This window comes from Bifidobacterium ramosum, from assembly GCF_009299505.1.
Lineage (GTDB): Bacteria > Actinomycetota > Actinomycetes > Actinomycetales > Bifidobacteriaceae > Bifidobacterium > Bifidobacterium ramosum.
Map to the genome: position 1 here is coordinate 341,506 of NZ_WBSM01000002.1, position 23,727 is coordinate 365,232.

At 64.7% G+C, this 23,727-nt stretch carries 21 protein-coding genes; 11 read left to right on the forward strand and 10 right to left on the reverse strand.

Going from position 1 to position 23,727, the window contains the following annotated elements:
• Positions 1 to 32: 32 nt before the first annotated feature.
• From DSM100688_RS04150 to DSM100688_RS04180, 7 genes are all read left to right on the forward strand, one after another.
• Positions 33 to 572, forward strand: coding sequence for a MarR family winged helix-turn-helix transcriptional regulator (locus tag DSM100688_RS04150; RefSeq protein WP_152357891.1), 540 nt, complete (start codon positions 33 to 35; stop codon positions 570 to 572).
• On the forward strand, positions 569 to 2,470 hold the full coding sequence (locus DSM100688_RS04155; RefSeq protein WP_152357892.1) for an ABC transporter ATP-binding protein: 1,902 nt from the start codon (positions 569 to 571) through the stop codon (positions 2,468 to 2,470). The genes DSM100688_RS04150 and DSM100688_RS04155 overlap by 4 nt, the downstream gene beginning before the upstream one ends.
• A complete protein-coding gene (locus DSM100688_RS04160; RefSeq protein WP_152357893.1) occupies positions 2,467 to 4,485 on the forward strand; it encodes an ABC transporter ATP-binding protein in 2,019 nt (672 codons plus the stop codon). The genes DSM100688_RS04155 and DSM100688_RS04160 overlap by 4 nt, the downstream gene beginning before the upstream one ends.
• A 232-nt stretch (positions 4,486 to 4,717) precedes the next feature.
• Positions 4,718 to 5,725, forward strand: coding sequence for a ribokinase (locus DSM100688_RS04165; RefSeq protein WP_152357894.1), 1,008 nt, complete (start codon positions 4,718 to 4,720; stop codon positions 5,723 to 5,725).
• A 242-nt stretch (positions 5,726 to 5,967) separates the two neighbouring features.
• Positions 5,968 to 6,921, forward strand: a complete 954-nt coding sequence (locus tag DSM100688_RS04170) for a nucleoside hydrolase (protein WP_152357895.1) — start codon at positions 5,968 to 5,970, stop codon at positions 6,919 to 6,921.
• A 142-nt stretch (positions 6,922 to 7,063) separates the two neighbouring features.
• Positions 7,064 to 7,462 (forward strand): Fur family transcriptional regulator, encoded by a 399-nt coding sequence (locus tag DSM100688_RS04175; RefSeq protein ID WP_152357920.1) that lies wholly within the window; start codon positions 7,064 to 7,066, stop codon positions 7,460 to 7,462.
• A 237-nt stretch (positions 7,463 to 7,699) separates the two neighbouring features.
• Positions 7,700 to 8,593 (forward strand): metal ABC transporter solute-binding protein, Zn/Mn family, encoded by an 894-nt coding sequence (locus DSM100688_RS04180; RefSeq protein ID WP_152357896.1) that lies wholly within the window; start codon positions 7,700 to 7,702, stop codon positions 8,591 to 8,593.
• Positions 8,594 to 8,877: 284 nt separating this feature from the next.
• On the opposite strand, the gene ettA is transcribed toward DSM100688_RS04180, so the two are convergent.
• The 6 genes from ettA to DSM100688_RS04210 form a co-directional block, all read right to left on the reverse strand.
• Complete coding sequence (gene ettA / locus DSM100688_RS04185; RefSeq protein ID WP_033495934.1) at positions 8,878 to 10,554, reverse strand: energy-dependent translational throttle protein EttA; 1,677 nt, start codon at positions 10,552 to 10,554, stop codon at positions 8,878 to 8,880.
• Positions 10,555 to 10,725: 171 nt separating this feature from the next.
• Entirely contained in the window at positions 10,726 to 11,151 is a 426-nt protein-coding gene (locus DSM100688_RS04190) for a GNAT family N-acetyltransferase (RefSeq protein WP_152357897.1), read from the reverse strand.
• A gap of 107 nt (positions 11,152 to 11,258) precedes the next feature.
• A complete protein-coding gene (locus DSM100688_RS04195; RefSeq protein WP_152357898.1) occupies positions 11,259 to 12,440 on the reverse strand; it encodes an alpha/beta hydrolase in 1,182 nt (393 codons plus the stop codon).
• A 319-nt stretch (positions 12,441 to 12,759) separates the two neighbouring features.
• A complete protein-coding gene (locus DSM100688_RS04200; protein ID WP_152357899.1) occupies positions 12,760 to 13,710 on the reverse strand; it encodes an ROK family glucokinase in 951 nt (316 codons plus the stop codon).
• Between the two features lie 436 nt (positions 13,711 to 14,146).
• Positions 14,147 to 14,980, reverse strand: coding sequence for a DUF4391 domain-containing protein (locus DSM100688_RS04205; protein ID WP_152357900.1), 834 nt, complete (start codon positions 14,978 to 14,980; stop codon positions 14,147 to 14,149).
• Positions 14,973 to 15,152, reverse strand: coding sequence for a hypothetical protein (locus tag DSM100688_RS04210; protein ID WP_152357901.1), 180 nt, complete (start codon positions 15,150 to 15,152; stop codon positions 14,973 to 14,975). Before DSM100688_RS04210 ends, DSM100688_RS04205 begins: the two co-directional genes overlap by 8 nt.
• Before the next feature lie 72 nt (positions 15,153 to 15,224).
• Here DSM100688_RS04210 and DSM100688_RS04215 point away from each other — a divergent pair, with 72 nt between their 5' ends.
• Complete coding sequence (locus tag DSM100688_RS04215; protein WP_152357902.1) at positions 15,225 to 16,025, forward strand: SDR family oxidoreductase; 801 nt, start codon at positions 15,225 to 15,227, stop codon at positions 16,023 to 16,025.
• Between the two features lie 134 nt (positions 16,026 to 16,159).
• On the opposite strand, the gene DSM100688_RS04220 is transcribed toward DSM100688_RS04215, so the two are convergent.
• A complete protein-coding gene (locus tag DSM100688_RS04220) occupies positions 16,160 to 16,960 on the reverse strand; it encodes an ABC transporter permease (protein WP_152357903.1) in 801 nt (266 codons plus the stop codon).
• Positions 16,957 to 17,802 carry an ABC transporter ATP-binding protein gene (locus DSM100688_RS04225; RefSeq protein ID WP_239519316.1) on the reverse strand — a complete coding sequence of 282 codons (846 nt, stop codon included), beginning with the start codon at positions 17,800 to 17,802 and terminating at the stop codon, positions 16,957 to 16,959. Before DSM100688_RS04225 ends, DSM100688_RS04220 begins: the two co-directional genes overlap by 4 nt.
• Before the next feature lie 195 nt (positions 17,803 to 17,997).
• Here DSM100688_RS04225 and DSM100688_RS04230 point away from each other — a divergent pair, with 195 nt between their 5' ends.
• From DSM100688_RS04230 to DSM100688_RS04240, 3 genes are all read left to right on the forward strand, one after another.
• A complete protein-coding gene (locus DSM100688_RS04230; RefSeq protein WP_204316643.1) occupies positions 17,998 to 18,723 on the forward strand; it encodes a response regulator transcription factor in 726 nt (241 codons plus the stop codon).
• 135 nt (positions 18,724 to 18,858) lie between these two features.
• A complete protein-coding gene (locus DSM100688_RS04235) occupies positions 18,859 to 19,917 on the forward strand; it encodes a sensor histidine kinase (protein ID WP_152357904.1) in 1,059 nt (352 codons plus the stop codon).
• A 120-nt stretch (positions 19,918 to 20,037) separates the two neighbouring features.
• On the forward strand, positions 20,038 to 20,775 hold the full coding sequence (locus tag DSM100688_RS04240) for a DedA family protein (protein WP_152357905.1): 738 nt from the start codon (positions 20,038 to 20,040) through the stop codon (positions 20,773 to 20,775).
• Positions 20,776 to 20,982: 207 nt separating this feature from the next.
• Here the strand turns inward: DSM100688_RS04240 and DSM100688_RS11900 are convergent, their stop codons facing one another.
• Together DSM100688_RS11900 and DSM100688_RS04250 are read right to left on the reverse strand one after the other, a co-directional pair.
• Positions 20,983 to 22,509 (reverse strand): DNA polymerase III subunit epsilon, encoded by a 1,527-nt coding sequence (locus DSM100688_RS11900; RefSeq protein WP_420837476.1) that lies wholly within the window; start codon positions 22,507 to 22,509, stop codon positions 20,983 to 20,985.
• 278 nt (positions 22,510 to 22,787) lie between these two features.
• A complete protein-coding gene (locus tag DSM100688_RS04250) occupies positions 22,788 to 23,684 on the reverse strand; it encodes a LysR family transcriptional regulator (RefSeq protein WP_152357906.1) in 897 nt (298 codons plus the stop codon).
• Positions 23,685 to 23,727 lie beyond the last annotated feature (43 nt).

The window sequence follows — 23,727 nt, forward strand, 5'->3', positions numbered from 1 at the left end:
TGTTGCAGGTACAACATCATGATGGGAGGCATATGGATCAGCATGTCCTCAGCATCGAAATGCGCTCGCTGAGCAAGGCGGTGGATCGCTATCTGGGCGAAAGCATGCCGGAATCGGCGCGCGTGGCGACCGGGGGCAACGCGCATATCATCGTGTTCCTTGCCCGCAACCGCGACAAGGACATCTACCAGCACACCATCGAGCAAAAATTCTGCATCACCCGTTCCACCGCATCGCGCGTGCTCGCTCTGATGGAGAAGAAAGGGCTCATCGTACGTGAGCCGGTGCCGCATGACGCACGGCTCAAGCGCATCGTGCTGACGTCCAAGGCCGACGACATCGTCGCGGATCTCAGAGCGAACGCCGAGCGGACGGAACGCTTGCTGATCGACGGATTGAGTCCGCTGGAACAGGAAACGATGCGGTACTGCATCCGACGCATGCGAGAGAACATCAACGAGGCGCAGCACGAATTCGAACAGCATGAGGTTCCCCGTACGCCCGCGGCGACATCGCCGGAAGGGAAACCGGACTCGCAGGACCACGATCATATGAAGGAGGAACACGCATGAGCGATAACGCAGCCGCCACCGAAGCGGCCATCGAGCGGTCGCGCAAGGCCGTCGAACCGGCCAGGCCGAAACACATCATCCGCACGCTTGGCGGATCGATGCGCCAGTACACGAAGGAAAGCCTGCTGGCGCCGTTGTTCGTGTTCATCGAGAGCATCCTGGAGATCGTGATCCCTACGGTCATGGCTTCGCTCATCGATCAGGGCATCACCGGCAGCAGTATGCCCGCCATCGTCAAGTTCGGCCTGATCCTGCTCGTCTGCTCGCTGGTCTCGCTTTCCTGCGGCTTCCTCGCCGGCAAGTTCGCGGCTATCGCCGCCGCGGGCTTCGCGAAGAACCTGCGCCGTGACCAGTTCGAGAAGGTGCAGGCGTTCAGTTTTACCAATATCGACCGGTTCTCCACCGGATCGATCATCACCAGGCTCACCACCGACGTGACGAACCTGCAGATGGCGTACGGCATGATGATCCGTATGGGCGTGCGCGCCCCGATCATGGTCGTCGTCGCATGGATCTTCTCGTTCCGCATCTCGCCGTCGATCTCGATGGTGTTCCTCGCCTGCGTGCCGATCCTGGCCATCGGCCTGTGCGGCCTCGCGGTGCTCGTACACCCGGTGTTCGAGCGCGTGTTCCACACGTACGACGCGCTCAACAACGTCGTCGACGAGAACCTGCAGGGCATCCGCGTCGTCAAGTCCTACAACCGCGAATCCTTCGAGATCTCCAAGTTCGACCGCATCTCGCAGCGCATTTTCAAGGATTTCACCAAGGCCGAACGCATCATGAGCTTCAACAGCCCGATCATGATGTTCTGCATCTACGCGTCGATGATTCTCATCTCGTGGATGGGCGCGCAGCAGATCGTCGCCTCCGGCAACAACGCCGCGCTGGGACTCACCACCGGCGACCTGACCGCGCTGGTCACCTACGCGATGCAGATCCTCATGGCCATGATGATGCTGTCGATGATCTTCGTCATGATCATCATCTCGCAGGCCTCCGCCGAACGCATCTGCCAGGTGCTGCAGGAGGAAAGCACCGTCACCGACCCGGCCAAGCCGGTCATGGACGTCAAGGACGGTTCGATTTCCTTCGACCATGTCATGTTCCGATATTCCGACACGTCCGAAAAGCCGGTGCTCGACGACGTCAACCTCGAGATTCGCTCCGGCATGACCGTCGGCGTCGTCGGCGGCACCGGTTCGGCCAAATCGTCGCTTGTGCAGCTCATCCCACGCCTGTATGACGTGAGCGCAGGCTCGCTCAAGGTCGGTGGCGTGGACGTGCGCGACTACGATCTCGAGGTGCTACGCGACCAGGTAGCGATGGTCCTGCAGAAGAACGTGCTGTTCTCCGGCACCATCGCCGAGAACCTGCGCTGGGGCAACCCGGACGCCACGGACGAGGAGATCCGCCACGCCTGCCAGCTCGCGCAGGCAGACGGCTTCATCCAGGAATTCCCCGACAAATACGACACGTACATCGAACAGGGTGGCACCAACGTCTCCGGCGGCCAGCGGCAGCGTCTGTGCATCGCGCGTGCGCTGCTCAAGAAGCCGAAGATCCTGATCCTCGACGACTCGACCTCCGCCGTCGACACCAAGACCGACAAGTTGATCCGCGCCGCGTTCCACAACGAGATCCCGGACACGACCAAGATCATCATCGCCCAGCGCGTCGCCTCTGTGCAGGAATCCGACATGATCCTCGTCATGGACAACGGTCGCATCATGGCCCGCGGCACGCACGACGAGCTGCTAAAGACCTGCGACGAATACCGGTCCATCTACGAATCCCAGACCAAGAACACCGCCGAAGGCCAGGCCGCGCTCGATGCTGCAGCCGCCAAGGAGGCTGCAGCGGTGCGCGCCAACGAGCAGGAAGGAGCGGCGCGATGAGCGACAAGAAGCAGAACTTCAACAATCGCAAGCCGGGCATGGGCAAGCCGGCCCCCGGCACCACGAAGCGCATCTTCGGCTACATCATGCAATACCGGTGGCGCGTCGTTGTCATCGTAATCTGCATCCTCGTCGGCGCGGCCGCACAGGCCGGCTCCGCGCTGTTCCTCCAGTCGCTCATCGACACGTACATTCTGCCGATGGTGGGTGCGGCGAACCCCGACTGGGGGCCGCTGCTGCGTGCCGTCACCCTGATGGGATGCCTGTACGTCGCCGGCATCGTGGCGAGCTGGCTGTGGCAGTGGCTTATCGTCACCGTCGAACAGGGCACGCTGAAGAAGATTCGCGACGACATGTTCGCTCACCAGCAGTACCTGCCGATCCGTTACTTCGACACCAACGAGCATGGCGATATCATGAGCCGCTACACGAACGACACCGACACCCTGCGTCAGGCCATCAGCCAGTCGTTCCCACAGATGTTCGCTTCGATGATCTCCGCGATCGCCGCCGTCATCTCCATGCTGTGGCTATCCATCCCGATCACCGTGTTCGTGCTGCTGTTCACCGTACTGCTGTTCTTCATCGTGCGCGTCATCGTCTCACGTGCCGGCCGCTACTTCGTCAAGCAGCAGCAGTGGCTCGGCGATGTGAACGCGTTCGTCGAGGAATCCGTCAACGGGCAGAAGGTCATCAAGGTCTTCAACCACGAGGACGCCACGCAGAAGACCTTCGATGAGAAGAACGAGGAGCTTTTCGAGGCGGCGGCCGAAGCGAACACGTGGGGCAACGTCACCATGCCGGTCGTCGGCAACATGGGCTATGTGCTCTACATCCTGCTCGCCATCGTCGGCGGCGCGATGGCGCTCGGCGGCGTCGGCAACGTCGGTTTGTCGGGCTTCGGCACGTTGACGCTCGGCACGCTCATCTCCCTGCTCACCCTATCCCGCTCGTTCATCAACCCGCTCGGCCAGGTGTCCATGCAGCTCAACATGGTGATGATGGCGCTCGCCGGCGCGTCGCGCATCTTCGCGCTCATGGACGAACCGGTGGAGGCGGACAACGGCACCGTGACGCTCGTCAACGTCGAACTGGGCGAGGACGGCCGCACCATGAAGGAAGTCGACCGTGAGACCGGCCACTGGGCATGGAAACGCGAGGAGGGCGACGACGGCACCCGTTCGCTCAAAGCTGCTGAAAAGCTGCGCGGCTCCGCCCGCGAGGTGGCGCTCAAGGCCAAGGAGCAGGCGATCACCTCGCCGGACGGGCGGTATACGTTGCTGCGCGGCGACGTGCGTTTCACCAATGTGACCTTTGGCTACAATCCCGACAAACCGGTGCTGCACGACATCACCTGGTTCGCCAAGCCCGGCCAAAAGGTCGCGCTCGTCGGCGCGACCGGCGCCGGCAAAACCACCGTGACCAACCTCATCAACCGCTTCTACGACATTCAGGAAGGCCAGATCCTCTACGACGGCATTTCGGTCGCCGGCATCAAAAAGCCCGACCTGCGCCGTTCGCTCGGCATCGTGCTGCAGGACGTGAACCTGTTCACCGGTACCGTAATGGACAACATCCGCTACGGCCGGCTCGACGCCACCGACGAGGAGTGCATTGAGGCTGCGACGCTCGTGAACGCGGACGGCTTCATCCGCATGCTGCCGCAGGGTTACCAGACCGTGCTCGAAGGCGACGGTTCGGGTCTGTCGCAAGGCCAGCGCCAGCTCATCTCGATCGCGCGCGCCGCGGTCGCCGATCCGCCGGCGTTGATCCTCGACGAGGCTACCTCGTCGATCGACACCCGCACCGAGGAGGTCGTACAGGCCGGCATGGACGCGCTCATGAAAGGACGCACCGTGTTCGTCATCGCACACCGTCTGTCCACCGTGCGCAACTCCGACGTGATCATGGTGCTCGACCACGGCAACATCATCGAACGCGGCTCGCATGACGAGCTCATCGCGCAAAAGGGCGAGTATTACCAGCTGTACACGGGTGCGGTGGAGCTCGAGTAACGAGTGGGTGTGGACGGCCTGACGGCCGGCTGCTAATCTACCTCAGCGCTGTCGCGCTTCGGCGTCGCCTACGGACAGTTCACTGGACTGTCCGCTTGACGGCTCCGCAGCTCTACACGGGTGCGGTGGAACTCGAATAGCTTTGTGTGGGGATCTCTCGATGGGGATCCCCACACGCGTATTACAAGGAGCGTGCGATACGCTGGTGCCGAGATCATGGAAAGGACTCAACATGGGTGAGACCGCGGTGGTACTGGATCTGTTGGAGCGCATCGACGGCATCGTATCCGTGGTCGGGTCGATGAATGCCGATTACACCGTGACCGCCGAACGGTTGCCGAATCCGGGGGAGACGATCACCGGCGGTCCGTTGCGGATCCTGCCGGGCGGCAAATCCGGCAATCAGGCCGCCGCGGCCGCGCGGATCGGTGCTGATGCGCGCATGTTCGGCGCAGTCGGATCCGATGGCAATGCCGATTTTCTGCTCGGGGAACTGCACAAGGCCGGTGTCGATACCACGCATGTGCGGCATGTGCCGGGTGCCAGCGGCACGACCGTCATTACCGTGGACGCCCGGGGTGAAAACACCATCGTCTACTCGCCCGGCTCCAACGCACAGGTCGACGTCGACTACATCGACGCGTCGCGCGATGCGATCACCGCATCGAACGTCCTCGGCCTGTGCCTCGAAAGCCCTATCGCAGCCGTCACCGAAGCCGCGCGCATCGGACATGAGACCGGCGTGACCGTACTGCTCAACAACTCGCCGTTCATGGCGACGCTGCCGGACGAGCTGATCGCAAACACCGACATCCTACTCGTCAACGAGCATGAGATGGTGCAGATGTTCGACATCGACGAACCGGACAACGGCGACTGGTCCGGCTTCGACTGGACACTTGCATGGGAACGTATGCGTGCGTGCGGCTTCGACCGCGCGATCGTGACGCTCGGCGGCGATGGATCGGTGGTATTGGATGCGACCGTCGCCGCGTCCGGCCTCGCTGCGTCTCCCATCCCGCCGATCACCCGCATCGCACCGGTCCGTGTGGACGCGGTCGACACCACCGGATGCGGCGACGCGTTCATGGGCACCGTGCTGGCCGGCCTCGCCTCCGGATTCGCGCTGCGCGAAGCGGCCCAGCTCGCCTCGTACGTGTCCGCGTATGCGGCGACCGGATATGGCGCGCAGGCGTCATACGGCACCACGGCGCAGATTCGCACACGGTTCGGCGTGTGAACCGGCGGTTCGCCGACCGTGTTCCCACGCATATACACGTCCCATGTGCGGCGCACGATTCCCGCGTATCAGTCGTGCCATCATGCGTGACGTTTCGTGGCGCTCCTCCGCCCATTCGACCCGTAAGATGACCGTTAGTTGAACGCTCCATGTCGATTCGCGCCGCGTCATTCCGCCGCACCGTATTCGGCGATAGGCTGAAACCGGATCATCGTACGAGAACATCGGCAAAGGAGGCCGTCATGAAGAAAATCATCCTCGATCTCGACACCGGCATCGACGACACGCTGGCCATCGCCTACGCATTGGGCAGCGGCGAGGCCGAACTCATCGGCATCACCGGCACCTACGGCAACGTCACCGTCGATCAGGGCGTCCGCAACGCGCTCGCCGTCACCGACCTGTTCGGCCATCCGGAAATCCCCGTCTACCGCGGTGTCGACCACCCGCTCGCCAAGGACACGTTCACGGTCAGCGCCGGATCGGCGTTCATTCACGGCAAGAACGGCATCGGCGAGATCGACATTCCCGACTCGACGCGCGAGCCGGAATCCGAACCGGCCGTCGACTTCATCATCGACGCGGCGAAAACCTATGGCAAAGAACTGACCTACGTACCGACCGGCGCGTTCACCAACATTGCGACCGCCTTGCAGCGCGCCCCCGAAATTCGCAACCTGCTCGGCGACATCGTGCTCATGGGCGGCGCGCTCACCGTCCCCGGCAACGTGAACGCGTGGACCGAAGCCAACATCTCGCAGGATCCGGAGGCCGCCGACTTCCTATTCCGTTCCGGCACGCGCACCAAGATGATCGGTCTTGACGTGACCATGCAGACCCTGCTCACGCGGCGGCAGACGCAGCAGTGGCGCGATCTCGGCACGCCGGCCGGCGCGTTCCTCGCCGATATGACCGACTACTACATCACGGCGTACGAGACGACCGCGCCGGGGCTCGGCGGCTGCGGTCTGCATGATCCGCTCGCCGTGGCCGCGGCGATCGATCCGACGATCGTCGCCACACTGCCGATCAACCTCAAGGTCGAACTCGACGGTCCCACGCGTGGACGCACCATCGGCGACTACGACCGGCTGGGCGACCCGTTCAAGACCACGAGCGTGGCCGTCGCGGTCAACGTATCGCGGTTCCTCGACGACTTCATGGCGCGCGTGACGTCCGTGGCCGCAGGAAAGTGACGCGTTGCCGGCGGACGATGCGGCCGATTGCCGTCGACGCGCTACCATGATCGCCGTCGCCGCGGTATTATCATTAGCTGACTGTTAATGATAATACCGACGTGCGCGACGGCGTCCGCCGGCCAGGCCAAGGAAGTGGATGATGGTGGCGAACGGACCGGCGCGGCACACGCGGCAAAAGGACGCCGTGCTGCAGCAGCTGCGCGATTGCGACGATTTCGTGTCGGCGCAGGAACTGCATCGCAAACTCGACGACGAGGGGACGAAGATCGGTCTGGCGACCGTATACCGGCAGCTCAACGCGCTCGCCGATTCCGGTGCGGCCGACACGATCCGGCTCGACGGCCAGCAGCTGTTCCGTCTGTGCGGCGACGACGGGCACCACCATCATCTCGTGTGCCGCAAGTGCGGGCGGACGGTGGAGATCGATCCGCCGAGTGAGACGTGGCTGCGCAAGGTGGCCGACGGGCATGGGTTTACCGTCGAATCCCATACGCTCGAAGTGTTTGGGTTGTGTCCCGATTGCCAACGGGCCGCCTGAGCCACCCGGTGGTGCGCATTGCCGCGGGGTCGGCGTGACATGCGTAGGTGCGTGGCGTCGATTCCGCGTTTCTTTGCTTTGCGCGGAGTGATTCGTGCTATGTGCTGTACGTTACGTGTGTCCTGCGCGCGTCGTGCGACACGCCGATCTGTTATCAATAATGATAATAATTCTCATTATGTGTTATGGTGGTGCCCGTCAACCGGAACATACGACTGTAGAAGAGGACATAACGGTATGACTGCATGGAGGAAGATTGTCGCACTGACGACGGGCGTGATGATAACAGTAGGACTTGCGGCGTGCGGCACGGCGAACGGCGACGGCACCGGAAATGCGGAGGGCGGCAGGCTTGCCGTCGTCGCATCGATCAACCAGTGGGGATCCGTCGCGGCCGACCTCGGCGGCGATCACGTCACCGTCACCAACATCATGACCAAAACCAACGTCGAGGCACACGACTATGAGCCGACCAGCCGTGACGTCGCCGCATTCGGCAAGGCTGCGGTCGCCATCGTGAACGGCGCCGACTACGATGCGTGGGCGTCCAAGGCCGCCGCATCCACCAAGGCGACACTGGTCGATGCCGCCGACGTCGCCGGAGTCAAGGACGGCGACAATCCGCACGTCTGGTTCTCCGCCAAGGTGCGCAACGCCGCCGCCGACGCGATCACCGCCGCCTACCGAAAGGCCGACCCGTCAAACGACGCCGAATATGAACGGCTCAACAAGGCCTGGCACGACAAGGAAGACGCCCTCGAATCCAAGATCAAGGATGCATCCGCCACCACCAAGGGACGGTCGTACGCGGCGACCGAATCCGTCGCTTGGTACCTCGCCGACGATCTCGGCATGACCGACGCGACGCCGACCGGCTATGCGCAGGCGTCCGCCAACGAGAGCGAGCCGACTCCCGCGGACATCAAGGATTTCCAGGATGCGCTCGCCGACGGCGGCATCGCGATGCTCGTCGTCAATACGCAGGAGTCCAACTCGACCACCGATCAGATCACGGAGGCTGCCAAGCGCGCCAACGTGCCGATCGTCGAACTCACCGAACAGATGCCGGCCGAATACGGCAATCTGCTCGACTGGATGAACGCCCTCGTGGACCAGTTTGATCGGGCATGACGTCTGCTGCGACGCGTCCCGTGACCGGTGGCCAGTAACGATGACCGGTGGCCAGTAACCACAACGGACATACAGTCGAAACCGTATGCGGAATCGGCCGTATGTCCGTCGGGAAGAATGACAAATGCGTCGTACGGTAATACGAACAACGGGCTTGCGGCCGATTGCATAAGACAATCGGCCGCAAGCCCGTTACTAATATGGACGCTGACCTCTATCCCAGCGGACATACAGCCGATTGACGCCACGAATCGGCTGTATGTCCGTCGAGGGGAACGCGACGCCTAGCGTGTCAGTTTGCGGTGCAGGCGGTGCGGACGTGCGGCGTCCTCGCCGAGGCGGGCGACGCGGTTCTCCTGATACGCCTGGAAGTTGCCCTCGAACCAGTACCACTTGGCCGGGTTCTCGTCGTCGCCCTCCCACGCGAGGATGTGCGTGGCGACGCGGTCGAGGAACCAACGGTCGTGGGAGATGACCACGGCGCAGCCCGGGAAGCCGAGCAGCGCGTTCTCGAGTGATTCCAGCGTCTCGACATCAAGATCGTTCGTGGGCTCGTCGAGCAGTAGCAGGTTGCCGCCCTGCTTCAGGGTCAAGGCGAGGTTCAGACGGTTGCGCTCGCCGCCGGAGAGCACGCCCGTGAGCTTCTGCTGATCGGAACCCTTGAAGCCGAAGCTGGCCACGTAGGCGCGGGTCGGCACCTCGGTGCCCGCCACATCGATGAAGTCGAGGCCGCCGGAGACCGCCTCCCACAGGTTCTTGTTCGGGTCGAGACCCTCGCGGTTCTGGTCGACGTAGCTGATCTTCACCGTGTCGCCGATCTTCAGCTCGCCGGAAGTGAGCGGTTCGAGGCCGACGATCGTCTTGAACAGCGTGGACTTGCCGACGCCGTTCGGGCCGATCACGCCGACGATGCCGTTGCGCGGCAGCGTGAAGCTCAGATCGTCGATGAGCACGCGGTCGCCGAACGCCTTGTGGATGTGCTTCGCCTCGAGCACCACCGAACCCAGGCGCGGGCCGGCCGGGATCTGGATCTCGGAGAAGTCGAGCTTCTTGTTGTTGCGCGCCTCCTGCTCCATCTGGTCGTACCGCTCCAGACGGGCCTTGTTCTTAGCCTGACGGGCCTTCGGCGAGGAACGCACCCAGTCAAGCTCGTCCTTGAGACGCTTGGCGAGCTTCGCGTCCTTCGCGCCCTGGATCTCCATACGCTTGGCCTTCGTCTCCAGATACGTGGAGTAGTTGCCCTTGTACGGGTACAGGTGGCCGCGGTCGACCTCGCAGATCCATTCGGCCACGTTGTCCATGAAGTAACGGTCGTGGGTGACGGCGATGACCGCGCCCTTGTACTGGTGCAGGAACTTCTCCAGCCACAGGATCGATTCGGCGTCGAGGTGGTTGGTGGGCTCGTCGAGCAGCAGCAGGTCCGGGGCCTCGAGCAGCAGCTTGCACAGCGCCACGCGACGGCGCTCGCCGCCGGAGCACACCTTCACCGGGGTGTCCGGGTCGGGGCACTGCAGCGCGTCCATCGCCTGATCGAGCTGCGAGTCGAGATCCCAGCCGTTCGCCGCGTCGATCTCGGTCTGCAGCTTGCCCATTTCGTCCATCAGCGCGTCGAAGTCGGCGTCCGGGTTCGCCATCTCCTCGCCGATCTGGTTGAAGCGCGCCACCTTTTCGGCGATCGGGCCGAACGCCATCTTGATGTTCTCGCCCACGGTCTTCGTGTCGTCCAGCGGCGGCTCCTGCTGCAGGATGCCGACCGTGAAGCCCGGCGTCAGGTACGCCTCGCCGTTCGACACGGTCTCGAGACCGGCCATGATCTTGAGCAGCGTGGACTTACCCATGCCGTTCGGGCCGACTACGCCGATCTTCGCGCCGGGCAGGAAGCTCAGCGTCACGTCGTCGAGGATCACGCGCTCGCCGAACGCCTTGCGCGCCTTGATCATCTGGTAAATGAATTCTGCCACTTGCAGTCGCTCCTTAAAGAGTGTTGGAATTCCACCGTTTCCTTGGTTTTCGCATGCCGGCCGCCCGATGCGGTGACACGGTGTGCAACCTGTCCGCATAGCGGTCGCAGTCATGCCAAACCACCGCCCACCATGGTATCGGAAGGGCTGGAATGACGGCGCTCGAGCGTCCTACGCGAACCGGAAGATGCCGTACGACGTGCTGCCGTAATCGGCCAGCGGCTGCATGCCACACGACCGGTAGAACGCGTCGGTCGTCGACGAAACGTCGGTGCTGAGCACCTTCTGCCGTACCTCTTCGTACTGGTCGAACAGCGCGTGCATCAGTCGCGTGCCGATGCCGCGGCGCTGGTGCGAACGCAGCACCAGCAGATCCTGCACGTAGAGTATCGATATGCCGTCTCCGACCGCGCGGATCAGACCGACGAGTTCGTCGCCGTCCCATGCGGTGATCACGGTGCGCGAGCCGGCGATCGCGCGCATGAGGTATTCGGGATCGCGCGTGTAGGCGCGCCAGTCGGCGTCCTGGTACAGTCGCAGCGTCTGGTCCAGCGGCGGCAGCGTGTCGTGGATGAGTTGGATGGGATCGTTGGTCATGGTCATCTCCTGTGATGATGGATATGCGGGCGGCACGACGGTGTGACGCCCGCATGGGTGGATCCGGCGAGCATGCGCGGGATCGATTGCGTTGACCGACGCGGCGGTCAGCAGCGGTCGTACGAGAACCGGCGGATGGCGTCGAGCGCCTGCTGGCTTTCGTCCAGCCACGTCATGCCGATGGGGTAGACGTGGCCGAGCGTCTCATGCCGGGCGACCTTGCGGTCGGACAGTTCGAAGTCCACGCCCTTGCGCGACAATGCCGTGGCCAGCGCCAGCGAATCCGCCTCGAGGAAGTCGTCGCTGGACGTGAGGAGGAACAGCGGCGGCAGATCGACGTTGGCGACGATGCTGTCCGGCGTGAGATACGTCGGATCGGCGGCGTCGAGTCCGGCGAAGAACTCCGGGCCGAGCATGCGTTCGAGCATGAGCCGTTTGGCCGGATCGTAGGCGATGCCGGCCAAACCGATCCGTGCGACGGCGGCGGGGGAGGCGAGCGAGTATACGCCGCACACCAGCGCGCCGCCCGCGAACCGCAGTCCGGACGGTTGCGCGACGCCGAACGCGGCCGCTGCATCCGCGCTGCGTTCGATCGCCAGCGTGAGCAGCGCCAGCGCGCCGCCGGCCGAATCGCCGGTGATGAACACGGCGTTCGGATCGGCAGGATATTCGGCCAAGTGGGCTTTGAGCCAGCGCAGTGCGGCCTGCACGTCGGCCAGCTGCCCCTTGAGATCGGTTTGCGGTGCCGGGCGGTAGTTCAGCGATGCCACCACGAATCCGCGTGATGCCAGATGCGTGTTGAAATTGCGGTTGAGTTCCTTATAGCCGTAGGTGAATCCGCCACCGTGGATGTCGACGTACACTGGCACGCGGCCGCCGCGCACCACGGCCTCGTGCGGCAGATACAGGTCGAGCAGATGCCCGCGGCACTGGCCGGCCGTGCGGTCGGTGCCGCCGTCCGGCAGATAGGGGAGGTCGGCGATGACGTCCACGTCGTCGGGGTCGTGCCAGTATGCGGAACGCGGCAGGTCGAACAGGGCGGTGTCGTAGCGGTTGCGGCGGAACGCCTCCGCGCGTTCGGGCGACAGTCCGAGCGTTGCGGGATCGGTGAGATCGCCGTCGATCTCGGTCCAGTATGCGAACTTGCGGATGAGTTCAGGGTCGTACGGGCGCTGCGCTGCGTCCGCGGTGTTGGTGGTGTTGGTGGTGTTGGTGGTGTTGGTGGTGTTGGTGGTGTCGGTGGTGGGGCCGGCTTCGTCGCCGGGCTGTGAGGTGGTGATGGCCGCCATCGTTGCCGCCTTTCGATCGGTGGGGAAAGTGTTTTCCATGATAGATCGTCGCGGGGTGCGGCGGCGTGTACCGCCGTGGCGTGTTCGACGGATGCCGCCGGTCGTGGCTGCTATGCGGTGGTTTCCTAGGGCTGCCCACGCCAAAAGCGGGTTTTCCGTGGGAAACCCCGGGCCGGACATGGCGAAAATCCCGAGACCTACACGGCAAACGGGCGGGTTGCGTGTGCAACCCTAGGAAACCCCCGCAAAACAACATGAGGCGCACCGCCACGGTGAATGTGGGGTGCGCCTCGGGGAGAGGGAAAGTGGCGGGAACGGCCTAGCGCAGGGCGAGGTTCGCCGCGCCGATCAGACCGGCGTCCTGGCCGGCCGTGGCGGCGACGATCTTCGCGTGGCCGCGGTAGGCGCTGCCTTCGAGGAAGCGGGCGTAGTTGTAGCGCGCCGGCTCGAGCAGGATGTCGCCGACGGCCACCACGCCGCCGCCGATCACGAAGATGTCCGGATCGAGCACCGCGGCGGTCGCGGCCATCGTGCGGCCGAGCCATTCGCCGATCTTGCCGAACGCGTACAGGCCGAGCACGTCGCCCTCCTGCGCGGCCTGCGAGACCATCGGCCCTTCGAGCTTGGCGATGTCGCCGCCGCACAGTTCCAGCAGACGCTTGGCGTCCTGCGGGCGACGACGCACGGCGGACTTGGCGAAGTGCTCGAGTGCGCTGCCCGACGTGTAGCGTTCCGCGCAACCGCGCAGACCGCAGCCGCAGGTGTCGCCGTCCGGCACCATCGGCAGGTGGCCGAGTTCGGCGGCCATGCCGAAGGAACCGCGGTACAGTTCGCCGTTGATCACGATCGCGCCGCCGAGGCCGGTGCCCACGGTGAGCGCCACCATGTTTCGGCTGCCTTGGCCTGCACCGTGCACGTATTCGCCCCAGCCGGCGCAGTTTGCGTCGTTCTCGATGACGACCGGCACGGCATGGTCGATGAGCGCGCCGATGTGCTCGGATAGATCATAGTTGATCCATGCCGGGATGTTCGCGGCGAAGGTCATGGTTTTGCGGTCCGCGCCGACGTTGCCGGCTGCGGAGACGCCGATGGCTTCGATGTCGGTGTGGCCGGACGCGATGGCCTCGCGGTAGATCTTCGCGATGTTCTGGTTGATGGCGTCGGCGTCCATCGGCGTGGGAATACGCCAGCGCTGGATAATGGAATCGTTTGCATCGCACACTGCGGCGGCGATCTTGGTTCCTCCGATGTCGACGGCGAGGGTGGACATGCGCTCTCCTTTGATGTTCCTTGACGTGGTCAGACAACTGGAATCATAACGGTGAGAGGCGACGTGATAGGTGGTGACGCGCATAGTTTGTCGCAAATTCATCCCGGATTGTCGTGTCGGTCGCTAATGGGAGCGTTCACAGTGTGCGACACTTAATTACCGTTCGTCAAGCAAACGATTGCATAGGCGATGGCATTGTCCTGCTCATGTGACGTCGCTACCTGCCGTTTCCAACGGACATACAGCTGAAAGTACGGTTGAAATCGGCTGGTTGTCCGTTGAAAGTGGTGGGAATAAGAACCGGTTACCGTGTGTTGCTCCCTGCTTTAACGGACATACAGCCGATTTGAGGGGTGGGATCGGCTGGTTGTCCGTTAAGGAAAAGCGCGGGCTGAGAAGTGGGGAGGGAGGACGGCGAACGGCGGATGATGCGGGCCTACTGACCTTGGGCGCGGAGGGACTCGAGCTGCTGCTTGGCCTTGTGGAGTTTGGCGAAGATCTCGTTGCGCTGGTCGGCGTCCTTGGCGCGCTGATGGTCGCGGGCGAGCTTGTCGATCGTCGTCTCCAACTGGGTGATCTGCGTGCGGCGCACGATGCGCGCGTCCAGATCGGTGCCGTCCGTCGTGCCGAGGATGACCTGCGCGCAGCATGACGCCCACAGATCGTCGATCGTGGCAGTACCGATCGATCCAGCTGAATCAGCGGTGGCGGTGTCGGCCGCGGACGATGATCCGGCGCCGTACGCGCCGGCGGCCGTGCAGTCATCGATGTCGAGCGTCGCCTCGCCGGCCGGCCGCCATTCGTCAGCGAACACCTCGTGCACTGGCAGATGCCCGGCTCGCCCCGGCAGCGCGCGCCGCACGGCCAGCGTGCATTCCTCACGCACCGTACCCTCGTGCATCCAGTCGCGCACCACCACGAACACGATGCCTGACCTGCGCTGCGCGGCGATCAGCTCGATCACCTCGGTCGGCACGGTCGTGGCTTTCGGCGCTAGCCGCAGTCCGATCACGAGCACCTCCGGCACGCGCGTCCCCGCCGCCAGCCGCGTGTTCGCCGGCCGCAGCAACGCCAGCATCGTGATGCCCGCGATGTCGTTCGTCAGCCGCTGCTTCAGTTTGGCCGACAGTTGCGTATGGCCGACAAACAGTGCCTTCGGCAGTCTGGATTTCGCTTCGGGAATCGCCGTCGCCGCCGGCAATCCCAACGTCAGCGCGGATACGGAACCGCAGTGCGCGACCGCCGTCGCGGCATGCTGTGCATCAGTCATCGTCGACCTTCCTTTCCGGCCGTTCGCGTACGTCGTTGGCGTCCGCACGCGGTTCCTGGCCGTTCGTCGTCACGTTACCGTTCACGCTACCGCAATCGCTCCAATGACGCCGGCGCATGACCGAAACCTGACGCATGCGACGACGCGCCCGGCGTAGGATGGTGGTGGACACGCGTGTCAATGACGTCGTACGGCCGACGCGGCTTGCAAGCCGGCCGAGACGCCGAACCAAGGAGGTTATGTCATGACCGCATCGCAGGATTCCGCAACCATCGCCGCATCGGAGCCAGCAGCCAAACGCGCCGTGGTGACCGGCGCATCCAGCGGCATCGGCGCGGCGAGCGCCCGTGCGCTGGTGAAGGACGGCTGGACCGTGGTCTGTCTGGCCCGTCGCGAGGCCAAACTCAAGGCGTTGTGCGACGAGCTCGGTGACGCCGCCAGCTACGTCGTCTGCGACATCACCGACGAGACGAGCACGCAGGCCGCCATCGACCGCATCATCGCCGGCGGCCCGGTGAAGGCGCTCGTCAACTGCGCGGGCGCGGCGTTCGGCAAGGACCCGGTCGCCACCGCGAGCCTCGACGACTGGCGCGGCATGTACGAGCTGAACGTGCTCGGCACGCTGCGCATCACGCAGAAGCTGCTGCCGACGCTCAAGGCCGCGCCCGGCGGCGGTACCGTGCTGGTGATCTCCTCGACCGCCGGCATCGAGCCGTATGAGGGCGGCGCCGGCTACTGCGCGTCGAAGTTCGCCGAGAAGGTGATGGCCCGCGTGCTGCGCCTCGAACAGATCGGCGAGCCGGTGCGCGTCATCGACATCGCGCCGGGCATGGTGGAGACCGACGAGTTCTCGCTCAAGCGGTTCGGCGGCGACGCGGCGAAGGCCGCCGCTGTGTACGCCGGCGTGCCGAGCCCGCTCAAGGCCGAGGACATCGCCGAATGCGTGCGGTGGGCGCTCGCCCAGCCGGACACCGTCGACGTCGATTCGATCGTCGTGCGGCCGCGTGCGGAAGGCTCGTACACGAAGGTGTATCGCGAACGCTGATTCGGGATCCGATTCGGGATCGCCGGTGAATACAGTTCGGGCGTACGTCGCGTTCATGTGACGTACGCCCGAACTCGTATATAACTGTCGTATACGACTGCTGTGCCGTCGGCCGGTGCCGTTGACGTTCGCCGTTACCGTTCGCCCGACGGACGGTACTGGTGCAGCGCGGTGAACGAGGTCCTGTAGATCAGGATCATGATGAGCGAATCGGCCATCAGCGTGAGCGCACTGATCACCGCCAGCACCACGAACTGGTATTTCGCAGCCGTCAGCGGGTCGGCTCCCGCGATTACCTGGCCGGCCATCATGCCCGGGATGAGCACGATGCCGCTCGACGCGAGCTGCGAGATCGTCGGGATCATACCGAGCTTGACCGACGAGATGATCGACGGCTTGGCCGCCTCGAACGGCGTCGCGCCCAGGCTGAGCATCATCTCGATCTCGTAGCGTCGCGCGTCCATGTCGGAGAAGAAGCGGCTCATCGCCACGGCGATCGCCGACACCACGTTGCCCAGCAGCATGCCGCTCATCGTCGCCAGCACGGTCGGCGCATACCACGGATGCGGGCGGATCACCATCTCCGTGACCACGCACACCTGCAGGATCACGCTCGCCGTCAACGTGAGGAACACCGACGGCATGACCGAACGCGGAATGTTCGCCGCACGCGACATCGTGATCTGCACGGCCGCGAGGATCATCACCGCGATCAGCGCGAACACCAGCCACGGGTTGTTCTGTTCGATGACGAACTTGAGGATGTAGCCCATCGCCAGCAGCTGGATGAGCGAACGGATCGTCGCCCACAGCATCTGCCGGTGCACGCCGAGCCGCATCGCATACGACAGGCCGGCGGCCACGGCCACCAGCATGATCGTGATGATCAGACCCCATACGTCGATGGGATAGGCTCCCGCATTCCCGGTGCTCATCGCGTCGCCTCGCTTTCCGTACGTTCGTTGCCGTGCGCCTGCGCCGGCACGGCCGCGACGTTCCCCGTGATCTCCGTCAGCACGCCCGCCTCAAGATGCAGCGTGCGCGTCGCCCGGCCGTCCGCCGCACGGTGCCGCACGCGCACGATCGCCATGCCCTTCTCCCGCGCCGCATACGCGAGGATCTCGCCCACCTTGTCCGCGTTCTCCTCATCCAGACCGGCGTCGACCTCGTCGGCCAGCATCACCTTCGGCAATGTGAGCAGCGTGCGTAGCAGGCACACGCGCGCCTGCTGGCCTACCGACAGATCCTGCGGCGGCCGTTCCAACTCGATGTCCGAACAGCCCACCGTGTCCAGCGTGCGCCGCAGCGTCGCCTCGTCCGGCCGGCGCTCGTCCAGTGATGATCCATCATCGGAAAACCGGTGTACGCGCAACGTGAACGGCATGAGGATCGCCTCGCGTACGCTCGCGCCGGTCAGCGTCGGCCGCTGCGGCAGGTACGCCACCTCGCGCCGCCAACGCTCCGGCGTCATCGCCGTGCTCGGCGTGCCTTCCAACGTCAGATCGGCGCTCGCATACGGGTTGAGCTGCGCGACGGTCGTCAGCAGCGTGCTTTTGCCGGTGCCGGACGGTCCGACCAGATCGACGATGTCCCCGCGATGCAACGTGAACGCCACGTCGGAGAAAATGGTCTTGAACTCGACGTCGTCATGCCGGTGCGCAAAGCCGCGGAACAACGACGGCAACCGCACCGCATCGTCCGCCGCGGCCGTCGTCGTCTTCGGCATACGACAGGTCGCATGCTCGGCCGTGAACAATGGCTGAATACTGGTATCCATGCTCGCAATGCTACGAGGAAACGCGACGATCCGGCCGTTCGCGGCGATTCTAAGCGTTGTCTTAGACGGCTTGGCGTTGAGTGGACGCTGCGATGATGGGACGGTTGTGCAGCCGGCCGTGAAGCCGTTCGCGACAACGGGTCGGATGGGTCGCGACGATGCGCGTGGCCGCTAGAATGAGGAACGTGATGGACGATGAGTGAGACGACAACCGGCGGGACCATGCAACGGGAGGCGACCGACCCGCTGCGGATGCTGCTGCCTGCGGTGCTGCTGATCGAAGACGATCCGAATCTCTGTTCGATGACCAGCGAAATGCTCGAACCGGACTATCGTGTGGATTGCGCCGGGACGGTGGCCGCCGCGCGGGAACGGCTGCGGGCCGGCACCTACGATGTGCTCGTGGTCGACCGGAGGCTGCCCGACGGCGACGGACTCGACCTCATCCGCACCCTGCGCGGCAGCGGCATCGCCACGCCGGCACTCATGCTCACGGCCTTGTCCGGCGTGGACGACATCGTCGAAGGCCTCGACTCCGGTGCGAACGACTATCTGACCAAACCGTTCCACTTCGTCGAACTCGAAGCCCGACTGCGCGCCCTGCTGCGCGGATTCCACGCGCAGGCCGCCGGCGTCGTGATCGGCGATTGGCTGCTCAAACCGGGTTCCAACCTCATCGAGGACCCGGACGGCCGCGCCGTTTCGCTCACCGACTCCGAAACGAAACTGCTCGCCACGCTCGCCGCATCGCCCGACCACGTTTTCTCCCGAGACGAACTGCTCAGCCAAGTGTTCTCCGACGGTGCCGACGCGGGTACCGTCGACGTGTACGTCTCCTACGTGCGCGGCAAAACCGACCGCACGATCATCGACACGGTACGCGGGCGCGGCTACCGCATCGGCAGTCCGCTCGCCGGCTGACTGTTCGACGCGGCCGTCCGACGACGATCGTCACAGCCGATCGTCACGGTCGATCACCACAATTGGTCACCACAGTCGGTCATCCCATCCCATGCGGAACCGGCATCAATCGGCATCACGAGAAATCGACATCACATGAACGATACGACACCACGTCACGTATGGCATCGCGTCACGGCCGCCTTGCGCGGCACACTGCGGCGCAACCACACCAAGGCCGGGCTGATCAGCCTGCGCATGACCGTCGCCATGGCCGCCGTCACCGTGATCGGCGGCATTCTGTTCGCGGCGGGCGTGCTGCTCGGCTCGCGGCACGAGTTCGCCGAGCGCGGCCTCGACCCCAACGCCATGTCCGTGACCGAACAGTTCGGCTCCGGCATGATGGTCATCGACACGCGCAAGGCCATCGCGTTCACGCTGCTGTTCGTCGCCGGCGTCGTCGTGGCCGTCGCCCTCATCGGCTGGCATTACTCGCACCAGGAGGTCGCGCCGCTCGAACACGCGCTCGAACTGCAGAAGCACTTCGTCGCCGACGCCAGCCACGAGCTCAAGACGCCGCTTGCGGTGATCGCCACGCGCATCGACCTCATCGACTTCCGGCGCTCGCACGGACAGCCGATCGACAGCGCGATCGACGACCTGCGCGCCGACGTGGACCGCATGAACGCCATCCTCACCGACCTGCTCGTCGCGGCGCGCGGTGCGGTCAACACCGAACCGGTGCCGCTGGAATCGGCGATCCGCCAATCCGTCGACGCGGTGCGGCCGCTCGCCGACGAACGCCACGTGACCGTCACGACCCGCATCGACGGCGATCCCGCGCATTTCGTCGTGCAGGGCAACGCGGTCGGTCTGTCGCGCTGCATGGTCGCCGTGCTTGACAATGCGATCGCACACGCGCCGGACGGCACCGACGTGTCGGTGTCGCTCGGCTACCTGCATCACGGCGACGCGGTCGCCATCCGCATCACCGACCACGGCGGCGGCATCGGCGACGACCCCGAACGGCTGTTCCGCCGGTTCGCGCGCGACGACGACGGCACCGCCCACCAGGGGTACGGGCTGGGACTTGCGCTCGCCCGCGACGTGGCCAGCCGCTACGGCGGCACGCTCGACGTGGAATCCACGTCGCCGCACGGCACCACCATGCTCATCACGCTGCCGTTGACGGAGACCGCTGAAGCTGCCGCTTGATACGTTGACACGCGACATGAAGCGCTGACATGCAACCCGTCGCGCGACCTGATACGCAACCTGTCAGCACCCATCCGACGCTTAGCGTTGCCTAAGCCGACGTGCCGTAGCGTGGCGGCCATGATCACTACAACCCTCGCAAACGCAACAGTCCTCACCGCCGCGCAGCCGCTTGCCCAGAACGTCGCCGCGCCGGGCGCCGCCACCGCCATCACGTCCTGCCCGGTCTCCACGGGCGGCTTCATCGGCGCGATCACCGACTGGCTCGTCGGCCTCATGTCCACCATGGGCTGGCTTGGCACCGGCGTGGCCGTGTTCCTCGAAAACCTATTCCCGCCCATCCCCAGCGAGGTCATCCTGCCGCTCGCCGGATTCACCGCCGCGCAGGGCCGCATGACCTTGTTCGAGGCGATCGGCGGCGCCACGCTCGGCTCCGTCGTCGGCGCGCTCGTGCTCTACGGCATCGCCTATGCGATCGGCGCGGATCGTATGCGCCGCCTGTTCGATGCCATGCCGCTCACCGACGCGACCGACATCGACAAGGCCAACGACTGGTTCGCCCGCTACGGATTGTGGTCAGTGCTCATCGGCCGCGTCATCCCCATCGTGCGCTCGCTGATCTCCATCCCGGCTGGCATCGCGCGCACGAACCTGCTGCGGTTCACGCTGCTCACCGCGTTCGGCTCGCTTGTGTGGAACACGATCCTCGTGATGGCCGGCTACCTGCTGGGCTCGCAGTGGTGCGGCATCCTCGGCGTGCTCGACCGGTTCCAGTACGCGGTCGCGGCGGTGATCGTCGTGCTGTTCGTCTGGTACGTGGTCGTCAAGGTGCGCGCGCGGATGGCCGCGGCACGGTGATCGGATCGGTCGCCCCGGACCGTCGTCATCCGTCGGCGACTCCCTATCGTCACTGATATCGTCACTATGCGCGCGCGATCACGATGCGTGCGCGCACTCAGTGACGGTTACGATACCAAAAACGTCACTCAGTGCGCGCGCATGTCGAGATTGCGCGCACTCAGTGACGTTTTCGGTATCACGCGGTGGATCGGACGGCGCCGCGCCCTACCGACGCCAGCTGCGGCGACGGTAGTTGACGATGCGCTTGCCGCCGACGCCCGCCTTGCCGCTCGGACCCCACGGGCCGCGCGCCTCGGCCTTGAGCTGCGTGAGATGATGCTTCATCGCGAGCAGCATGATGTGCGTGTCCTCAAGACCCAGATGCCGTTCGGCATCGTCCTCGTGCAGCGCGCCCTGCCGTTTTGCATACGCGTCCAGCGTGTTGTCGCCGTCCGGGTGCCCCTCGCACGGGATCGAACCCTCGTCCCACAGACGGCTCATCGGCAGCGTGTCGATGATCGTCACATGCCCGTTGCGGTAGGCCTCCGCGTAGCCAGCCACGTTGAGCATGAAGAAGCTGTGCTCGAACGTGGCCATATGCGCCACGAACGGCTGTGACGTGAGCCGGTGCAGCAGGTCGGCCTGCGCGGCCGGATCCTCGTCGAACAGCGGGAACTCGGCGCCGGTGCGCTGGCTGATGTCGATGCCGGTCAGCTGGATGATGAACGCGTTGCCGTGCCGCGCCGCCTCGGGTGTCACGCCGAACGAGAAGCGGTGCTGGTCATATGCGTCGCCGGACTCGTAATAGTCCTTGTCGTAGCGGTAGTCGTCGGGCAGGGCGGTCGGGCGCGGCGACTTCATGTTCATGTATTCGAAGCCGACGTCGATGATGTACGCGCGGTACGGTTCGGTGCCGTTCGTCTCCAAGTCGATGCCCATCACGTTGTCCACGTCGCGGCCGGGCAGGTAGACCTCGCGCCAGTAGTCCTTCGGCGCGGCGGCTTGACGGGCTGCCACGTGCTCGGCGGCCGCATGACGCGACTTCTCGTAACGCATCTCCGGCACGGCCGTCTCGTTCGTGCGCACCTGTTCGATGCTCGGTACGGCCGGATTGTCGTCGTTGATGACCTGTGGACCCTCGATCAGATCGTCCGCGCTGTTCGCGTCCGAACTCGAATCGGCCGGTGCGGACTCGTCGGGGCCAGCCTCGACGGAGCCGTAGTGCTTCTCATCAGCCGCGAACAGGGCCATCTGGCGCTCATGCTTGGCCGCTTCGCGCTTCTCACGGTCGGCCTTGCGCTGTTCGGCACGCGCGTTGACGATCTCCGCGGTGCGATCCTGCACGTCGGCCAGATCGTCGTCGGTGAGCAGACCGCCCTCGACCGCATGTAGCACCGGCACGGTGACGCGCTCGCGGTCCTCGTCGGTGACCGTCCACAGGCCTTCTGCGACGCCGCGGTCGCGCAGCAGGTCGATCTGGTCAGTCAGGCGGCGGTCCGCGTACGCGAGCGCGCGCGGCAGCTCATACGTCTTGATATGCCGGTCGAAGTCGCGCATGAACACCATGCTCATCTTCGCGATGATCGCCTCGAGCCGGTCGCGGATCGTAAGATCGGCCTTGAGCAGGTCGTGCACATTGCTCGCCGCGCCCGGTTCGAGATCGACCGGCTGGGCGACGCCGATGCCGTGTTCGAGGTCAAGCGAACGCACCCAATCCCAATCGATGTCGTGGTCGTCGGCGTCCTTCAACATGATGTACGCCCACTGGGCGATGGTGTCCTTCGCCTTGGTGAGCCACGTGCGGTCGACGGGTGCGGTTGCGGCTGGTGTGCTGGTCTCGGCTGCGGTGTCGGCGTCGGTGACGTTCAGATGATTGTTCTGATTGTTATCTGCTTGTTCGCTACTCATACTGTCATTCATATCGTTCATATCACTCATATTCATCTATCCATCGTCATGGAAATATTGTTCCCCACGACTCCTATGGTAGCGCTCACAGTCGATGGATGTTGACAGGTTGCGCACGATCGTCAGCGATCCGCGAACCGTTGGTTGAGCGCGGCGATGCGCTCGACGAACGCGGCGACCTGCGGGGCGGGGGAGAGCGGGGAGAGCAAACCGTACTGCATGCCGACCGGTTCGGGCCAGTCGACGGGCACGTTGACGAGCTGCGGGTGCACGTCGCTCCACATCGGCTTGGAGATGAGCAGGTCGCCAGATTCGGCGCAGTCGTTGAACAGGTCGAGGTCGTACCGGTCGATGTCGACCAGCGTGATGCCGGGGTTGCGCTCGAACAGGTCGCGGGCGATGTCATCGGTGCCGTTGCCGCGCGGCAGGATGCGGATGCGCTCGCCGGTCAGGTCGTCGATCGTCAGTCTCGCCCGTCGCGCGAGCGGATGATTGCGCGGCACGGCGAGACATAGCGGTTCGTATGACAGGACTTGCGTATTGCAGATGCCGGTCCAGTGATCCGGCACGAATGCGGTGGCGATCGCGTCGATGTCCTCGCCGAGTCGCGCGATGATGTCGTCGATCGGCGTGCTGTTGTCCGGCATCGATACGAGTTCCAGACGGATGTCGGTTTGGCCGGCCCGCTGCCATAGATCGAGGATGTGGCGAGCTGGACGCAGGATGGAGATGCCCAGGCGAACCGGATCGGCGTGCCGATGCATACGTTGGCGGGCTCTGCGGAGAATCTCGTCCGACTCGCGGACGAGCGATCGCGCGTCGTCAAGGAACGCCGCGCCGGCCGGGGTCGGGGTGACGCCGGTGCGGGAACGGTTGAAGATCGTGAGGCCATATTCCTGTTCGAACGTAGTGACCTGTTTGGCGACGGCCGGCGTGGACAGGTGCAACCGGCGCGCGGCCTGCGCGAAACTGCCGGTGTCCGCCGCCGCGATCAGCGCGTCGAGCCTGCGATCATACATGGCGCCTCCTTGAAGCGTGAACCGGGGCTCCCCTCAGTCGGCG

Coding starts and splice junctions, on each gene's coding strand:
- DSM100688_RS04150 (WP_152357891.1), top strand. CDS start 33: ATGGATCAGCATGTCCTCAGCATCGAAATGCGCTCGCTGAGCAAGGCG.
- DSM100688_RS04155 (WP_152357892.1), top strand. CDS start 569: ATGAGCGATAACGCAGCCGCCACCGAAGCGGCCATCGAGCGGTCGCGC.
- DSM100688_RS04160 (WP_152357893.1), top strand. CDS start 2,467: ATGAGCGACAAGAAGCAGAACTTCAACAATCGCAAGCCGGGCATGGGC.
- DSM100688_RS04165 (WP_152357894.1), top strand. CDS start 4,718: ATGGGTGAGACCGCGGTGGTACTGGATCTGTTGGAGCGCATCGACGGC.
- DSM100688_RS04170 (WP_152357895.1), top strand. CDS start 5,968: ATGAAGAAAATCATCCTCGATCTCGACACCGGCATCGACGACACGCTG.
- DSM100688_RS04175 (WP_152357920.1), top strand. CDS start 7,064: ATGGTGGCGAACGGACCGGCGCGGCACACGCGGCAAAAGGACGCCGTG.
- DSM100688_RS04180 (WP_152357896.1), top strand. CDS start 7,700: ATGACTGCATGGAGGAAGATTGTCGCACTGACGACGGGCGTGATGATA.
- DSM100688_RS04190 (WP_152357897.1), bottom strand. CDS start 11,151: ATGACCAACGATCCCATCCAACTCATCCACGACACGCTGCCGCCGCTG.
- DSM100688_RS04195 (WP_152357898.1), bottom strand. CDS start 12,440: ATGGCGGCCATCACCACCTCACAGCCCGGCGACGAAGCCGGCCCCACC.
- DSM100688_RS04200 (WP_152357899.1), bottom strand. CDS start 13,710: ATGTCCACCCTCGCCGTCGACATCGGAGGAACCAAGATCGCCGCCGCA.
- DSM100688_RS04205 (WP_152357900.1), bottom strand. CDS start 14,980: ATGACTGATGCACAGCATGCCGCGACGGCGGTCGCGCACTGCGGTTCC.
- DSM100688_RS04215 (WP_152357902.1), top strand. CDS start 15,225: ATGACCGCATCGCAGGATTCCGCAACCATCGCCGCATCGGAGCCAGCA.
- DSM100688_RS04220 (WP_152357903.1), bottom strand. CDS start 16,960: ATGAGCACCGGGAATGCGGGAGCCTATCCCATCGACGTATGGGGTCTG.
- DSM100688_RS04225 (WP_239519316.1), bottom strand. CDS start 17,802: ATGGATACCAGTATTCAGCCATTGTTCACGGCCGAGCATGCGACCTGT.
- DSM100688_RS04230 (WP_204316643.1), top strand. CDS start 17,998: ATGAGTGAGACGACAACCGGCGGGACCATGCAACGGGAGGCGACCGAC.
- DSM100688_RS04235 (WP_152357904.1), top strand. CDS start 18,859: ATGAACGATACGACACCACGTCACGTATGGCATCGCGTCACGGCCGCC.
- DSM100688_RS04240 (WP_152357905.1), top strand. CDS start 20,038: ATGATCACTACAACCCTCGCAAACGCAACAGTCCTCACCGCCGCGCAG.
- DSM100688_RS11900 (WP_420837476.1), bottom strand. CDS start 22,509: ATGTTGAAGGACGCCGACGACCACGACATCGATTGGGATTGGGTGCGT.
- DSM100688_RS04250 (WP_152357906.1), bottom strand. CDS start 23,684: ATGTATGATCGCAGGCTCGACGCGCTGATCGCGGCGGCGGACACCGGC.